At 41.3% G+C, this 15,630-nt stretch carries 14 protein-coding genes; 10 read left to right on the plus strand and 4 right to left on the minus strand.

Annotated features, from left to right (window positions below):
- Positions 1–32 precede the first annotated feature (32 nt).
- A complete protein-coding gene (locus tag AC1PJP_RS13365; protein ID WP_323739643.1) occupies positions 33–1,673 on the plus strand; it encodes a thiamine pyrophosphate-binding protein in 1,641 nt (546 codons plus the stop codon).
- A 155-nt stretch (positions 1,674–1,828) separates the two neighbouring features.
- The gene (locus AC1PJP_RS13370) at positions 1,829–3,025 is read left to right on the plus strand and encodes a hypothetical protein (RefSeq protein ID WP_479767238.1); all 1,197 of its coding nucleotides are present in this window, start codon (positions 1,829–1,831) and stop codon (positions 3,023–3,025) included.
- A gap of 57 nt (positions 3,026–3,082) precedes the next feature.
- Here the strand turns inward: AC1PJP_RS13370 and AC1PJP_RS13375 are convergent, their stop codons facing one another.
- Positions 3,083–4,381: an MFS transporter gene (locus AC1PJP_RS13375; RefSeq protein ID WP_013198643.1), complete on the minus strand. Its 1,299-nt coding sequence runs from the start codon at positions 4,379–4,381 to the stop codon at positions 3,083–3,085.
- Between the two features lie 234 nt (positions 4,382–4,615).
- Between AC1PJP_RS13375 and def the strand changes: the two genes are divergently transcribed.
- Together def and AC1PJP_RS13385 are read left to right on the plus strand one after the other, a co-directional pair.
- Entirely contained in the window at positions 4,616–5,098 is a 483-nt protein-coding gene (def, locus tag AC1PJP_RS13380; protein ID WP_004703146.1) for a peptide deformylase, read from the plus strand.
- 177 nt (positions 5,099–5,275) lie between these two features.
- Positions 5,276–6,598, plus strand: a complete 1,323-nt coding sequence (locus tag AC1PJP_RS13385) for a glutaminase (protein WP_004703144.1) — start codon at positions 5,276–5,278, stop codon at positions 6,596–6,598.
- On the opposite strand, the gene AC1PJP_RS13390 is transcribed toward AC1PJP_RS13385, so the two are convergent.
- Entirely contained in the window at positions 6,565–7,353 is a 789-nt protein-coding gene (locus AC1PJP_RS13390) for an AraC family transcriptional regulator (RefSeq protein ID WP_479767241.1), read from the minus strand. The two genes, AC1PJP_RS13385 and AC1PJP_RS13390, sit on opposite strands and share 34 nt — an antisense overlap.
- A 105-nt stretch (positions 7,354–7,458) precedes the next feature.
- On the opposite strand from AC1PJP_RS13390, the gene AC1PJP_RS13395 reads away from it, so the two are divergent.
- Positions 7,459–8,679, plus strand: coding sequence for an MFS transporter (locus AC1PJP_RS13395; RefSeq protein WP_479767243.1), 1,221 nt, complete (start codon positions 7,459–7,461; stop codon positions 8,677–8,679).
- 67 nt (positions 8,680–8,746) lie between these two features.
- On the opposite strand, the gene AC1PJP_RS13400 is transcribed toward AC1PJP_RS13395, so the two are convergent.
- A complete protein-coding gene (locus tag AC1PJP_RS13400; RefSeq protein WP_479767245.1) occupies positions 8,747–9,892 on the minus strand; it encodes an aldose epimerase family protein in 1,146 nt (381 codons plus the stop codon).
- 171 nt (positions 9,893–10,063) lie between these two features.
- On the opposite strand from AC1PJP_RS13400, the gene AC1PJP_RS13405 reads away from it, so the two are divergent.
- Complete coding sequence (locus AC1PJP_RS13405; RefSeq protein WP_479767247.1) at positions 10,064–10,510, plus strand: hypothetical protein; 447 nt, start codon at positions 10,064–10,066, stop codon at positions 10,508–10,510.
- An 11-nt stretch (positions 10,511–10,521) separates the two neighbouring features.
- On the opposite strand, the gene AC1PJP_RS13410 is transcribed toward AC1PJP_RS13405, so the two are convergent.
- Entirely contained in the window at positions 10,522–11,397 is an 876-nt protein-coding gene (locus AC1PJP_RS13410; protein ID WP_479767323.1) for a LysR substrate-binding domain-containing protein, read from the minus strand.
- Between the two features lie 184 nt (positions 11,398–11,581).
- On the opposite strand from AC1PJP_RS13410, the gene AC1PJP_RS13415 reads away from it, so the two are divergent.
- The 4 genes from AC1PJP_RS13415 to AC1PJP_RS13430 all read left to right on the plus strand — a co-directional run bounded on the left by AC1PJP_RS13415 (position 11,582) and on the right by AC1PJP_RS13430 (position 15,591).
- Positions 11,582–12,331 (plus strand): SDR family NAD(P)-dependent oxidoreductase, encoded by a 750-nt coding sequence (locus AC1PJP_RS13415; protein WP_016138944.1) that lies wholly within the window; start codon positions 11,582–11,584, stop codon positions 12,329–12,331.
- Between the two features lie 78 nt (positions 12,332–12,409).
- A complete protein-coding gene (locus AC1PJP_RS13420; RefSeq protein WP_479755315.1) occupies positions 12,410–13,711 on the plus strand; it encodes an MFS transporter in 1,302 nt (433 codons plus the stop codon).
- A 19-nt stretch (positions 13,712–13,730) separates the two neighbouring features.
- Positions 13,731–14,576, plus strand: a complete 846-nt coding sequence (locus AC1PJP_RS13425) for a transketolase (RefSeq protein WP_479767325.1) — start codon at positions 13,731–13,733, stop codon at positions 14,574–14,576.
- Between the two features lie 10 nt (positions 14,577–14,586).
- Complete coding sequence (locus AC1PJP_RS13430; RefSeq protein WP_151743961.1) at positions 14,587–15,591, plus strand: transketolase family protein; 1,005 nt, start codon at positions 14,587–14,589, stop codon at positions 15,589–15,591.
- Positions 15,592–15,630 lie beyond the last annotated feature (39 nt).

Consider the following 15,630-nt stretch of genomic DNA (forward strand, 5'->3'; position numbering starts at 1 on the left):
AGGACTGAAAAAACAAATTTTGAGGAACAGACATGACTGAACGTGTAAATGTAGGCGAAGCAATCGCAAGAGTTTTAGAAGCGCACCAAGTTGATAGTATTTATGGTGTTATTTCCATCCACAATTTACCTATTGCCGATGCAGTAGGACGCCGTGAAAAAATGCGTTTTGTTGCAGCCCGTGGTGAAGCGGGTGCGGTCACCATGGCAGATGCACACTCACGCTTTAAAGGCCTAGGTGTAGCGTTAACCAGTACAGGCGCTGGTGCAGGTAATGCGGTAGGTTCATTGATAGAAGCAATGAATGCTGGTAGTCCTGTATTGCATTTAACAGGTCAAGTTGAGCGTGAATATCTCGACCGTGATGCAAGTTTCATTCATGAAACTAAAGACCAACTTACATTCTTACGTGCATCAAGCAAAGCGGCGTTCCGTATTACCAGCCCAGACAATGCTGTTGGCGTGATTCGTGAAGCCATCCGTGTAGCAACCACAGTTCCAATGGGACCGGTTAGTGTTGAGCTACCAATTGATGTACAAGCAGCAGAGATTGATTTGCCATTTAACCTTGGGCCAGTCAAAGCGCTTGAGTTACCACAGGCAGAGCAAACTGAAATTGACCTTCTGGTAAGCGAAATCAAAAAAGCAAAACGCCCGATTTTCTGGATTGGTGGTGGAACTTTAAATAGCGTTGCAGAAGTGAAAGCAATTGCAGATTTAGGTATTCCGGTGGTGTCGTCTACGCACGGCCGCGGTGTGTTAGCAGATGATCATCCACGTAGTTTAGGTGCTTTTCATAACTCGGCGGCGGTTGAGCAGTTATTAAAAGATGCTGACTTGATGGTTGTGGTGGGTTCTCGTTTACGCAGTAATGAAACTAAAACCTATTCGGTTGAGTTCCCTGAAAATATTATTCAGGTAGACGCAAACCCAGTGGCTCAGCAACGTAATTACAAAATCCGCAACTTCATTTGTGGCGATGCTAAAGATGTCTTAACACGTGTGTTGGAACAGCTTCAAGGAACTTCAAAAGTTGATGCTGATTATGATGCTGCTGTAGTAGCTGCTAAACAAGCTGCAATTGATGCACTTCGTAAGCAAATCGACCAATACGCTTTAATTTGTGATCACTTGCGTGCAGCTTTACCTCAAGACGGCATTTTTGTACGTGACATCACTATGTCGGGTAGCACATGGGGCAGTCGTTTATTCCCTGTACAAGCACCAAATCAAAACATTCACTCACTCGCGGGTGCAATTGGTTTAGGCCTTGCAACTGCAATCGGTGCTTCGGTTGCTAACCCTGACAAAAAAGTGATTGGTTTAGTCGGCGATGGCGGCTTAATGCTTGGTATTGGTGAAATTGCAACTATGGTGCAAGAAAACACCAACATGGTCTTAATGATTATGAATGATGGTGGTTATGGCGTAATGCGTGGCATTCAAAATAACTACTTTGGTGGTCGTCAGTATTTCAATGAATTGCATACACCTGATTACAAACTTCTTGGCGAATCAATGGGTGTGAAGAGCTGGAAAGTGGGTAGTGCAGATGAGTTTAAAACGGTTATTCAAGAGGCTGTCGCTTTTGAAGGACCAACTGTGATTGAGCTCGATATGAATTCGATTGGACCATTAAACTTCGCGGGTCCACCGCAAAAGAAACTGTATTAACCAGTTTGGATGGTTTAGTACATATGCGATGGGAGCTGCTAAGCCATCCTTTTTTTAGATAAATTTTTTTGTCTAAAAAACAATAAAAACGAAGTTTTACAGGTAAAACAAATAAAGTTCCAGCAGGATGCTGGAACTCAATCAAGGATGTAGAGATGAAAAAGACTTCATTGATTATGGCATTCATTGCACCGCTTACGCTGGGGGTAAGCGTCAATGCATTTGCAAAAGATTCATTGCTTGAATGGAAAAGTGATGACGGCACCGACTCATTAAAGTTAGGTGGGGTGGTTCGGTTAAATCAACGCTATGAAGATTGGGAAGGGCCAAACCGTGGTTTTGGTAAGCTCCATTTTGATATTTTCAGGGTCGATCTAAAAGGTAAATTTGATGATGCCTACATCAATGCCAGTTATATGTTTCAAGACCAACAGAAAACGTCCATTGAAAAAGCATATGTCGGCTATAACCTAGATGCCAATAACAGCATTGAAGCGGGCCTAGTTTATAAGCCTTTCACGATTTATCCATACCCACAAAACGGCTGGACCTATCACATTCCATTCTTTTTAGGTTATGGCAACAATATTGCACCGGGGATTAACTGGAATTATCACGACAAAGATTGGGATGTAAAACTCGGTTATTACCCGCAAATGTTAGAGACGAACTTGCGTTATTCACCTGAGAGTGCAACTTATGATGACTTGGCAGGAAATGCATTTCCATCTCAAAAAGCCTATCAAAATGAAAAGCGCAATCAGGTGAATACCCGCATTGTTCGTAAGTTAGAAACTGATTTCGGTAAGCAAGAGTTTGGGGTATCGGGTGCAATTGCCCAGCTACATAATGATATTACCGATAAAGACGGCAAATATTATGCAGTCGGTTTGCACACCGAAAACAACTACAAACGCTTTAATTTACAAAGCTCGGTCATTCACTATCAATACGATGCTAAAAATCCGGATGGTGTAAATAGTGATATGACTTTAATGGGGGCGAATGGACTTACACCTGCTTATTTCATTGCTTCAGAAGGTATGATTGCCAGTTTAAACCTTGCTTATACGTTGCCTGTCACTAATATGGGCAAGCTAAAATCCATTAAGTTTTATAATGACTATAGTTATCTGGATAAAAAACGTGATGATTGGTCCGACTCACAAATGAACACCACAGGTATGATGTTTATTGCTTCACCATTTATGGTTTGGGCAGATTATACGTGGGGTAAAAACTCCAACATTATTGGTGGGGCAACCAACTCAACGGGTTATACCTCTGCAACCTCGCCAAACAGTGATAAATGGTTATACCGTATTAACTTTAATATTGGCTTTACTTTCTAAAGTGAATAACAATAAAAAACCACGCAATCGGCGTGGTTTTTTCATAGGTTAAAGCTTTTAATATCTATTTTTCTCAAACTTATTCCAAAATACAAAAGCAGTCACAAAGGCTAAAATTGTTAGCGCGAAAATATAATACATCGCACCAATATCACTATATTGACTGAGCCAATGCACTAAAGGCAGTGTCATACCACCAACAATCGCATAAGACAAATTATAAGAAAATGAAATGCCCGAGAAACGCACAGGCGCGGGAAACATTTTGACCATACTGCTCGACACCATGCCAACAGTACCAGAGCATAGACCCAACAACATATATAAGCCAAAAATGGTTGAATGGGCGGCATGTCCTAAACTGTTATAAAAAACTGCTGCTGTAAGTGCAACGGCAAGCGCACCGACCATCATGACTTTGCCACAGCCAAAACGGTCAGCAAAATAGCCTGCCAAAATACAGCCGACCATTTGCATGACAATGGCGGCACTTTGCATTTCAAAAGTCTGTGCGCGTTCAAAGCCAAATGAACCAATCAATAAATTTGGCATGGCTAAAATCACTACCACCACGCAGCCCGTTAAAAACCACGTAAATAACATGCCAATTGCAACGGCTGTTTTATGCGTTTTTAATACTTGTTTTACAGGCATTTCTTTTGAAATTTCTTTACGTGCCTGCATGGCTTTAAACACTGGAGTTTCTTTTAAATAAGTCCGTAAATAAAGTGCGACTAGACCAAAAATACCACCTGCAATGAAAGGAATACGCCATGCCCAGTCGTGAATCTGTCCTTCACTAAAATTCAGTGAAATCCATAAAGACATCAGCGCGCCTAGTAAAATTCCTAAAGACAGTCCGGCAGTTAGTAAACCATTTGCCAGTCCAATTTTTCTTTCGGGTACATGTTCTGACACAAAGGTCCATGCAGCTGGAATTTCACCCCCAATCGCAATCCCTTGCACTACACGCATAAGTAGTAAAAGTAGGGGGGCTAAATACCCAATATTTTCAAAGGTCGGCAATATCCCGATAAACAGAGTAGGTAGCGCCATTAGCAAAATAGAAAGTGAAAACAGTTTTTTACGCCCGACTAAGTCACCAAAATGGGCCATGACAACTCCGCCTAATGGCCTAAAAAAGTAACCTGCTGCAAAAATACCGTAAGTGTTAAGCATGGCCCAAAATGGGCTGAGTGTGCTGGGGAAAAAGAGGTCAGAAATGATTTTGGCGTAAAACACATAAATCACGAAATCGTAAAACTCTAAAGCACCGCCCAATGAAGAAAGGGCAAGAGTTCGTTTATCTTCTTTATTAAGATAGTTCGCATCCTGCAAAGTTAAGTCCTGATCCATTTTTTACTTAATTGTTGTAATTGAAGTTTGGATATTAATGGAAAAGTGAAGTAAAAGTAAATGGAGGAAATTTGTTCTATGAAGAGGTGTAGATTTTCATCACTCAAATAAAAAAGCTTTAAAACAAAAAACGCATTAGATGAAACAAAAACAGATGTAGGAATGACTTTTCTTTTGAGCTGTTCAGCGACACAATAAAACTTGTCATATTGAGTTTAATGAGAGATTCAAAGGATGAGCGTAGTTTTACCAGTCGCAAAGCGTGGTGAAGATATCTTAAAACTGATTGCGGCTCCTGTCTCGGCAAATGAGTTGAACAGTGATTGGCTTTATCAGCTTGCCGCTGCTATGCAAGCAACGATGCTTGAGCGCAATGGAGTAGGGATTGCCGCACCGCAAGTTTATATTTCTAAACGCGTCATTATTGTGGCATCTCGACCAAACCCACGCTATCCCGATGCACCTGAAATGGATGCTGTGGTGATGGTGAATCCTGAAATTTTAGAGTTCTCAAATGAAACGCTTTTGGGTGAAGAAGGTTGCTTAAGTGTGCCAGATGAGCGTGGACAAGTTGAACGTGCCGAAATGGTTAAGGTTAAATATTTAACACTTCAGGGTGAAGCCGTTGAAACGGTTTTCCATGGTTTTCCGGCTCGAATTGTTCAACATGAAGTCGATCATTTAAATGGAGTTCTATTTGTAGAAAGAATAATCTAATCTTCTGTTTAAAGTTTTTAAAAACGTATAATGAGCTTGAAATAAATAAGCCATCGGAATTACAATACTTATATCGTGATTTTTATTTCACTAAAAAATTATAATTTTAATATTATCAGCAGGTTGTGCTGAAAAAATGATCGAAAGTGTAAATCTCCTCATTTAAGGTTACTGACCATGAAAACCCCTCTCCCAGATTATTTGGCAAATGTGATAGAAGCCTGTGAGGTAGATAATAGCGGACATCTAGCTGACTATATTCCAGAGTTAGCAAATGCAAATCCAGATCGATTAGCTTTAGCCATGTCTACGGTAGATGGCGAAATTTATTCGATTGGAGATGATGATGTTGAATTCACCATTCAATCGATTTCTAAACCGTTCGTATATGCCTATGTTTTACAACAGCTTGGCATTGATGCAGTACTTGCGAAAGTAGGAGTAGAGCCTTCGGGGGAAGCCTTCAATGAAATTTCATTGGGTAAAGACGGACGTCCGAAAAACCCGATGATTAACTCTGGCGCAATTACTGTACATTCCTTGATTCAGGTCAAGCATGGTTTACATAGTGCAGAAATTCTACGCCGTTTTATGAGCGAGCTTGCAGGGCGTGAATTAAGTTTTGATGAGTCTGTTTACGATTCGGAAGTTAAAACGGCCTACCGTAATCTTTCGATCGGTTATATGTTGCGAACTGTCGGAATTTTAGAGACTGACCCTGTCGATATTGTGAATGGTTACATTCGCCAATGTGCGATCATGGTTACAGTTAAAGACTTGGTACGTATGGGTAGTGTACTTGCCAATGGTGGGGTTGACCCTAAAACTGGAAAGCGTTTATTAAACCGATCTGTCGTTAGACAAGTGCTCAGTGTCATGATGAGCTGTGGCATGTATGATGCCGCGGGTGACTGGCTGTCGACTGTAGGTATTCCTGCTAAGAGTGGTGTAGCGGGCGGTATTTTAGGTGTGCTGCCGGGTCAGGTCAGTATTGCTGCTTTTTCTCCTCGTTTAGATGAGCATGGTCATAGTATTCGAGGCATCGATATTTTAGAACGGTTATCTCGTGACATGGGATTACACCTCATGGAAGGTACACCTTCTGCACAAACGATTGTGCAAAGCCATTACCGTACAGGAAAAGATGCTTCATTAAGTGTATATGTGCTTCGCGGTGTATTGAAATTTACCGAAGCTGAAATGTTGTTGCGCATTTTACAAGATGAGACAACTGACCAAAGCACCATCGTCATTGATTTAACCCAGATTTCACTTATCCATGATGTGGGTAAACGTATGTTCTTAGAAGGTGTAGATCGTCTGATTGATGATGGCCATACCCTTGTTTTGGTTGATCCTGAACAACGATTAGATCATGCGAGAACTGGTAAAGATCGTGAGCTTCATGTCTACCACGATTTTGATGATTTGCTCGAAAAGCATGACCTACCTGCAAAAAAAAAGACTTATAGCGACATCGCAGAACTTCTAAACTGCTGAGGTGTTTTTCCTAGATGTCGCTTAAACATTGCACTGAACGCACTGGGGTTGTTATACCCCAGTGATTCAGAAATTCGAGCAATAGATTCACCATTCGCAATTTTACTTAAGGCAAGTGCAATATGCATTTGCTGGACCCATGCTCGATAAGACAGTCCAGTTTCTTTTTGGAACATACGCATTAGGGTTCTAGAACTCGCACCAATCTCATCAGCCCAATCTGTTAAGTCTTTTGAATGATCAGGAGTATGTAATAAATCTTGGCAAATTTTTAATAGTCGCTTGTCTTTCGGCCAAGGAATCTGAATAGGCAATAAATTGGCCCGATGAATTTCTTCAAAAATCAAAATTTGTAAAGAGCGGGAAAGCTCTTGAGACGTCGCCGTATTTGGTGTGTCTTCTCGTTCAATTTCATTTAAACGAATCAAAAGCTCATGCAACAGGTTACTTACCCGAATAATAAAGCAATGCTGACCCATTAGAGCTGCTGCATTTACTTCAACCAACGCCGTATTTAACTTCACGTGACTCAGCGAAATCACACTGTGCTCGACATGAGCAGGAATCCATAAGGCACACATGGGTGGCACAATCCAGACATTGTTCGGTGTAAACACCTGAATATTTCCTGTGGATGCATACAAAAACTGCGCACGTGTATGTGTGTGGGTAGGGGTGATTTCTCGGTAAGAGTGCTCAGAAGATAGCCCAATCACAAGTTCAGACAAATCAGACTGAATAAGAGAATCGGACATAAACTATCCTGAAAATTGTCACTTATACGATGATTATTGGAAGATAACTTTATAAGCGACAATTTACAATAAGCATCTTACTTAAAATATTGGAGTTTTTCAGGTATGACGTCTTCAATACAATTGAAAGATGGTATTGCCAATACCGTTGCACATGATCAGCCTCAAGGAATGATTATTAAAATTGTAGGCGCCGTGGCGGTCGCACATTTACTGAATGATTTGATTCAAGCAGTGCTACCCGCTATTTATCCAATGCTAAAAGCAAACTTTACGCTGAGTTTTGCTCAAGTTGGCCTGATTTCGTTTGTATATCAAATTACAGGTTCGCTGCTTCAGCCTTGGATTGGACTTTATACCGATAAACATCCAAAACCGTATCTTCTACCACTCGGAATGATGGTCACATTCTGCGGCATTATCTTGTTAGCATTTTCACCAAGCTTCACAGTGTTGTTATGTGCATCTGCACTTATTGGGGTAGGTTCGGCAACTTTTCACCCTGAAGCTTCGCGGGTGGCACGAATGGCATCGGGTGGGCGCTTCGGTACGGCACAGTCGACTTTTCAGGTGGGCGGAAATACAGGTACTGCCATTGGCCCATTGTTGGCAGCGTTATTGATTGTTCCATTTGGGCAGCATGCAGTTGCGGGCTTAGTAATATTTGCACTTTTAGCGATTTGGGTTTTATTTGGCGTAAGCCGTTGGACGGTAAGTCACGCTAAAAATCAGATAGCTACACGTGCAAACCAAGTACAAAGTAAATTGCATGGCCGTAAGCTAATTATTGCTTTGAGCACAATTAGTTTATTGATGTTTGCTAAATTTACTTACATTGCGAGCATTAGTAACTACTTTACTTTTTATCTTATTCAAAAGTTCCATATCAGCATCCAGACCGCTCAATTGCATTTATTTGCATTCTTGGCTGCTGTTGCTTTAGGTACATTTGCTGGTGGTCCAATTGGTGACAAAATTGGTCGTAAAGCTGTTATTTGGGTTTCATTTGTTGGTATGGCGCCGTTTGCATTAATGATGCCGTATGCAAACTTATTTTGGACAACAGTGTTTTCAATTATTGCAGGTTTGGTGTTGTCGTCTGCTTTTGCTGCAATGGTGGTTTACGCACAAGAAGCTGTACCGGGCCGTGTGGGTATGATCGCAGGTTTAATGTTTGGTCTGATGTTTGGGGTAAGTGGTATTGCTGCAGCAGGGTTGGGACATTTAGCCGATATTAACGGCATTGAATGGGTATTTGGTTTATGTTCATTCTTGCCATTACTTGGTTTTGCAACAGCACTTCTACCAAACACAAAAGTTAAATAAATGAAAAGACTCTCAGGCATATTCAGCTGAGAGTCTTTTTTAGCCAAATATATCTCTAATTAAAAGACTATTTTTGAATACCAAACTTAAATACGGTGACACTGTTATAAGTTTGGTTTGGGTTCAAACGTGTAGAAGGGAAGGATGGTTGATTTGGACTATCTGGAAAATGCTGCGTTTCTAGTGCTAGCGCATCTGCTTGTCGATAGAGTACGCCATTTGCACCAGCAACATTTCCCAATAAATGATTGGCTGTATACATTTGAACGCTTGGTTCAGTGGTTAAGACTTGCAGTGTCCGTTTAGATTTTGGATCAAAAACATGAGCTGCAAGATTTAACTTTCCTTGAGACTTTTGATTAAGTACCCAAGTTTGGTCATAGCCATATCCATAGGCCAATTGCTGATGATTCGCTCGAATATCTTTTACGATTGCTTTAGGCGTTCGAAAATCAAAAGGTGTACCTGCAACCGAAGCTATTTCACCTGTGGGTAAAGAGTTTTGATCGGTCACCAATACACGGTCTGCATTGAGTTGTAACACATGATCGAGCACACCATAAGGGTTATTACCAGCACCTGATAAGTTGAAATAACTGTGGTTGGTAAGATTGACGACTGTTGGTTGATCAGTTTTGGCCTTATATTCGATTTGGAATTCATTTTGATCTGAAAGACTGTAGATCACTTCTACATCTAATTTTCCCGGAAAACCTTGATCACCATTTGGACTGGTTAACTTAAGAGAAGCTTTAACGGTTTCACCTTTAGAAACGAGGGGCTTAACTTGCCAAACACGTTTGTCAAAACCCGGATTACCGCTATGCAATGAATTCGGTCCATTATTTTTTTCAAGGTTATACGTTTTTCCTTCTAAGCTAAATTTAGCATTACCAATACGGTTCGCATAACGTCCAATCAATCCGCCAAAATGAATGCCTTCTTTGGTATCAGTGACTTCATAACCTTTTAGGTCGTCAAAGCCTAAAACGATATTATTTTGTTTACCTTGTGCATCGGGAGTCAAAATTTGTGTAATTACTCCACCAAAGCTAATAAAAGACACCGAAACTCCCTTATTATTGCTCATGGTGTATAAATCAACTTTTTGACCATCTTGAGTGGTGCCATAAGGTTTTACGTTTAATGTGGCCGCATTTGTAATTTGCGCAAAGCTATAAAGGGTGAAACTTAAAATTACTAATTTTTTCATGTTTATACTCTATTTTTAATCGTGGAATTGGATGAATATAAGATTGATTTTTCGTCTTTTTAAAGAGTTTTTTATTATATATAGTGTTAATGATGATTAGCGCTGTTAACGCTAAGTATTGAACAAACTGGCACTAATCCTATTAATAAAACTCAACGGTAAGCTATTTTTATGGATCATCCCGACTCGGTTTTAAAATTTTCGCTTGGTCTTAATGGCTTGTCATTTGACATAGACAACCAGCACATTGAACTCAAACAAGGCTTGAGTTTTGTTGAGTCGAACAGTATTAGTCATGGTGTAATTGATGAACTTGCTATCGAAAAGATGATTTATTTCATTGAAGAAATCATCGAGTCAAAGCCACTCAGAAATCTAAAGATAAGTGGTGTAGCTGTTACGTCTGATGCTGCTATGACACACCTCAGTGAGTTATTTTTTAGTGCAAAAAAGAAAATCAGCCGTATTGAGCTTGAACATGGTTTTAATAGTTTTATTGAGCGTTTGAGCTACTACACAAACCAAGTGGCTCCAGATCAGCTTTATATTTTTACCTACTTTGTATTTGTTCGAGAGATGATGCATCACTTAAGAGTGGAGGAAATTCAGATCCTTTAAGAAATGACTTCTCAATCCGCTAACTCATCATGAATCCAGTTTAAAAACAGTTCAATTTTAGGAATAAATTGATGGGTTCGTGGATATACCAAATGATGAGCCGAGATAGGAATCAATAGCTCATCTGCAAAAACTCTAACCAACTTTCCAGATTCCAAATAATTTTGAGTAAGTAAATTACTTTCTAAAACAAAACCTAGTCCGTGTGTGGCTGCTTCAAGTGACATGTAAGAGCGGTCAAAACTCAAAGTATAGGGAAACTCAGGAATGCTTAAGCCCTGATGCGCAAACCACTGGGGCCAAGTGACTAAGGTTGAGCGCGATAAAATCAGTTCTTTTTTTAATAAATCTTGGGGCTTATGCACTGGGCTACGCTCAAGCAACTTAGGCGATGCAAGTACCTCTAGTTTTTCATTACGAATGGTTCTGATTTCCACACCTGTCCAGTTAGGTAGACCATGTCGAATATCTATGTCGATCTTGTCACGAGTAAAGTGCAAGTTTTCATAAGAGCACGATAGGTTGACCTGAATCATTGGGAACTTTTCTTTAAATGATTCGAGGCGTGGCAGTAGCCAAAGCAAACCAAAACTTGGGGATGAATGAATATATAAACTATCTTTAGGGCTTTTATCAGCGGCTTTTTCAGTGGCTAACATCAGGTTATGCAAAATGGTCGTGACATCCTGAAAATAGCGTTCACCTGACGGGGTCAGCGTCACACCACGGGCACCACGAATAAATAAACTTTGCCCAATCATTTCTTCTAGTTTGGCAATTTGGTGACTGACTGCTGAAGGCGTGAGATTTAAATGCTCGGCTGCCTTGGCAACATTGCCAAAACGGGCAGTTTGTTCAAAAGCCTGTAATGTTTTAATTGAGGGCATCTGGTTGAAATTGTTTTCACTACTATCCATGAAATGATCCGTTTTTATCCCTAAAACTTATTTAAAAATAGCACAGGCATGAATTTTTTTCATGTCTTGTTGAATTCGAGATGATTGCTGGAACTTCTGAAAAAAGAGAATCTAAGTCTGAACTCAGGAAATAAAGCGTAAAAGAGGATTCAACATGTTACTACAAGGAAAAGTGGCATTAATTACGGGTGCAGCATCAGAACGTGGAATTGGGCGAGCAACCGCAGAAATCTTTGCACAACAAGGTGCTAAGGTCATTATTGTTGATTTAGATCTTGCTCAAAGCCAAAACGCTGCAAAGGCACTTGGTGAAGGACATTTAGGTCTTGCTGCAAATGTTGCAAATGAAGAACAGGTCAAAGCAGCTGTTGAACAAGCACTACAGCACTACGGCAAGATTGATATTTTAATTAACAATGCTGGTATTACTCAGCCAGTTAAAACACTCGATATTCAGCGCAATGACTATGATCGTATTTTAGACGTCAGCCTGCGTGGAACACTGATTATGTCGCAAGCTGTTATTCCATCCATGAAAGCAAATGGTGGTGGAAGCATTGTGTGCTTATCTTCAGTTTCAGCGCAGCGCGGCGGTGGTATTTTTGGCGGGCCACATTATAGCGCTGCCAAAGCAGGGGTATTAGGTCTGGCAAAAGCAATGGCTCGAGAGTTTGGCCCTGACCAAATTCGTGTAAATTCGCTTACTCCGGGTCTAATTCATACTGATATTACTGGCGGTTTAATGAATGATGACCGTCGTCACGACATTCTTGCAGGTATTCCACTCGGGCGTTTAGGTAAAGCGCAAGACGTTGCAAATGCAGCATTATTTTTGGCAAGTGATCTGTCAGCTTACTTAACTGGCGTAACACTCGATGTAAATGGTGGCATGCTGATTCATTAATCACTTGTCATTTAAAAACTAAAAATAGAATGATGGTCACAAGAGGATACCGTGGCCAAATGTAAAGGGATTCGCATGATGGATACAGTATTTTCATCTGAAGTAGATACGGCAGTTCGTAAATCGGCGTATCGAAAAATTGCATTTCGGCTTATGCCATTTTTAATGCTTTGTTATTTTTGTGCCTATTTAGATCGAGTAAATGTTGGTTTTGCCAAGCTCCAGATGATGAGCGATTTACAGTTTAGTGAAGCTGTATATGGGCTAGGCGCAGGCATTTTCTTTATTGGTTATTTCCTATGTGAAGTGCCAAGTAACATCGTACTCCACAAAGTAGGAGCAAGACGTTGGATTGCCCGTATCATGATTACATGGGGCATTTTGTCAGGCTGTTTTGCCTTTGTTCAAACCGAATGGCAATTTTACACCTTACGTTTTTTACTGGGTGTTGCCGAAGCTGGTTTAGCCCCGGGCTTATTGCTTTACCTCACGTACTGGTTTCCGTCTTACCGCCGTGCACGCATGACCGTACTTTGGTTTATCGCGATTCCAATCTCGGGAATGATTGGTGGGCCACTTTCGGGTCTAATCATGGACCGAATGAGCGGTGTGCATGGCTGGTTTGGCTGGCAGTGGATGTTTTTAATTGAAGCGATTCCTACGGTTGTCGTCGGTTTACTCGTACTCGCTGTTTTAAAAGATTCCGTTCAAGACGCCAACTGGCTAACTCAAGACGAGAAAAACTTGGTGAAGCAAGAGCTTGCTCAAGATAACCAGCACAAAGAAGGTCATGGGAGCGTTAAAGAGTTTGTCGCTGATAAACGTTTATGGTTACTTGCAGGTATTTACTTCTGTGTGGTGATGGGTCAATACGCCATTACCTTTTGGCTACCTACTCTCATTCGTAACTCAGGCATCAGTGATAACTGGCATATTGGGCTACTTACGAGTCTTCCTTATATGTGCGCCATTGTAGTTATGCTTTTGGCAGGGCGTAGTGGTGACCATTTCCAAGAACGCCGTTGGCACTTAATTATCCCAATGTGTGCGGGTGCGGTTGCACTTACACTTGCGACTTTGCTCGCCTCAAATCTGACACTTTCTTTAATTTTCCTCTGCATTGCAGCCTCAGGTGTGCTCACTGCATCTTCTTTATTCTGGATGTTACCAACCAACTTTTTGGGTGGTGTTTCCGCAGCAGCAGGTATTGCAGCAGTCAATAGCTTTGCCAACCTTGCTGGATTTTGCTCACCTTATTTAATCGGTTGGGTCACCACCAACACAGGTTCAAATGCAATTGGCATGTTCTTAATCACAGCAGTATTAATTTTCGGTGCCAGTTTGGTTCTGCGTGTTCCAGCAAAACTGGTCAATCGTTAATAAGGAATAGTAAATGACAATGTTAAATGTTAATAACGCAGGCCAAATTGCCGAGTTGCAACAACGTGCCTACCACATTCGCCAACATGCTTTACGTATGGGGCAAGTACAAGGCCAAGGCTATGTTGGACAAGCCTTGGGTGCAGCAGATTTGCTCGCAGTATCTTATTTCCATGCCATGAAATATCAGCCAGAAAACCCCGAATGGGAAGGTCGAGACCGTTTTTATCTCTCTATTGGGCACTATGCAATTGCACTCTATGCAGCTTTAATTGAAGCAAAAATTATCCCACTTGAAGAACTTGAAACCTACGGTGCAGATGATAGTCGTCTACCGATGTCGGGCATGGCTTCATATACACCGGGCATGGAAATTACAGGTGGTTCATTGGGGCATGGTCTTGGAATTGCAGTCGGTGCATGTCTAGGGCTGAAACAAAAAAAGTCGGATGCTTTTATCTATAACTTACTGTCCGATGGAGAGCTAAATGAAGGCTCAACATGGGAGGCAGTGATGTCTGCTTCTCATTGGAAATTAGATAACTTGATTGCCATTATTGATGTGAATAATCAGCAGGCAGATGGGCACTCCAGCGAAATTTTAGCGTTTGAACCCATTGTAGACCGTTGGCAGTCATTTGGTTGGTACACCCAACGCGTAGATGGCAATGACGTGGAAGCTTTACTTACGGCATTCGACCAAGCACGAAACCATGAGGGAACATGCCCACGCGTCATTATTTGTGACACCAAAATGGGTAAGGGCGTGTCATTCCTGGAAAGCCGCGAAAAAACTCACTTCATTCGTGTTGATGAACATGAATGGGATGACGCTTTAAATATTTTGACGCACTACGGACAGTAAGGAATACACCATGAGCCAGTTAGCCAATCCACCTAAGAAAAAACTAACCACTTCGGCAATGATTGCTTCTATTGCTGCCGAGGGCCAACCGACCAAACCAGCTCCATTTGGACATGCACTAAATGCCTTGGCAAAAGAGCGTGATGATATTGTGGGGTTATCAGCAGATTTATCAAAATATACAGACCTACATATTTTTGCTAAAGAAAATCCAGACAAGTTTTTCCAAATGGGCATGGCAGAACAACTTTTGATGAGCGCAGCAGCAGGACTTGCTCGTGAAGGATTTGTTCCCTTTGCGACCACCTATGCTGTGTTTGCATCACGGCGTGCCTATGACTTTATTTGTATGGCGATTGCGGAAGATAATCTGAATGTCAAAATTGTGGCGGCACTTCCGGGCTTAACCACAGGCTACGGCCCAAGCCATCAGGCGACTGACGATATTGCGATTTTTCGTGCAATGCCAAACCTCATGATCATTGACCCATGTGATGCCTTAGAAATCGAACAAGCGATTCCTCAGATTGCTGCTCATAATGGCCCTGTATATATGCGTTTATTGCGTGGACAGGTTCCATTAGTGCTCGATAAATACAATTACCAGTTTAAATTAGGTAAGGCACAGGTGATTAAACCGGGTAAAGACTTACTCATCATTTCCACTGGTTTATTGACCATGCGTGCGCTTGAGGCAGCGGAAGAGCTTGAAAAAGAGGGCATTGAGGTTTCAGTGTTACATGTGCCAACAATTAAACCTTTAGATGAACAAACTATTTTGGATGAAGTCGCAAAAGGTGGCCGTCCTGTTTTAACTGCTGAAAATCATTCAGTCATTGGCGGCTTAGGCGAAGCTGTCGGGTCCTTACTCCTAAGAAATGGACAACATCCTCGTTTTGACATGATCGGTTTGCCAGATGCATTTTTAGATGCAGGAGCATTACCAACCTTGCATGATCGATATGGTATTTCAACTGAAGCAGTTAAAGAGAAGATTAAGTCACATTTGAAGTAGAAATCTTAAATATTTAAATTGAAGAGGGCGTGATGGAAT

The sequence above is a fragment of the Acinetobacter sp. V116_7 genome (assembly GCF_056735735.1).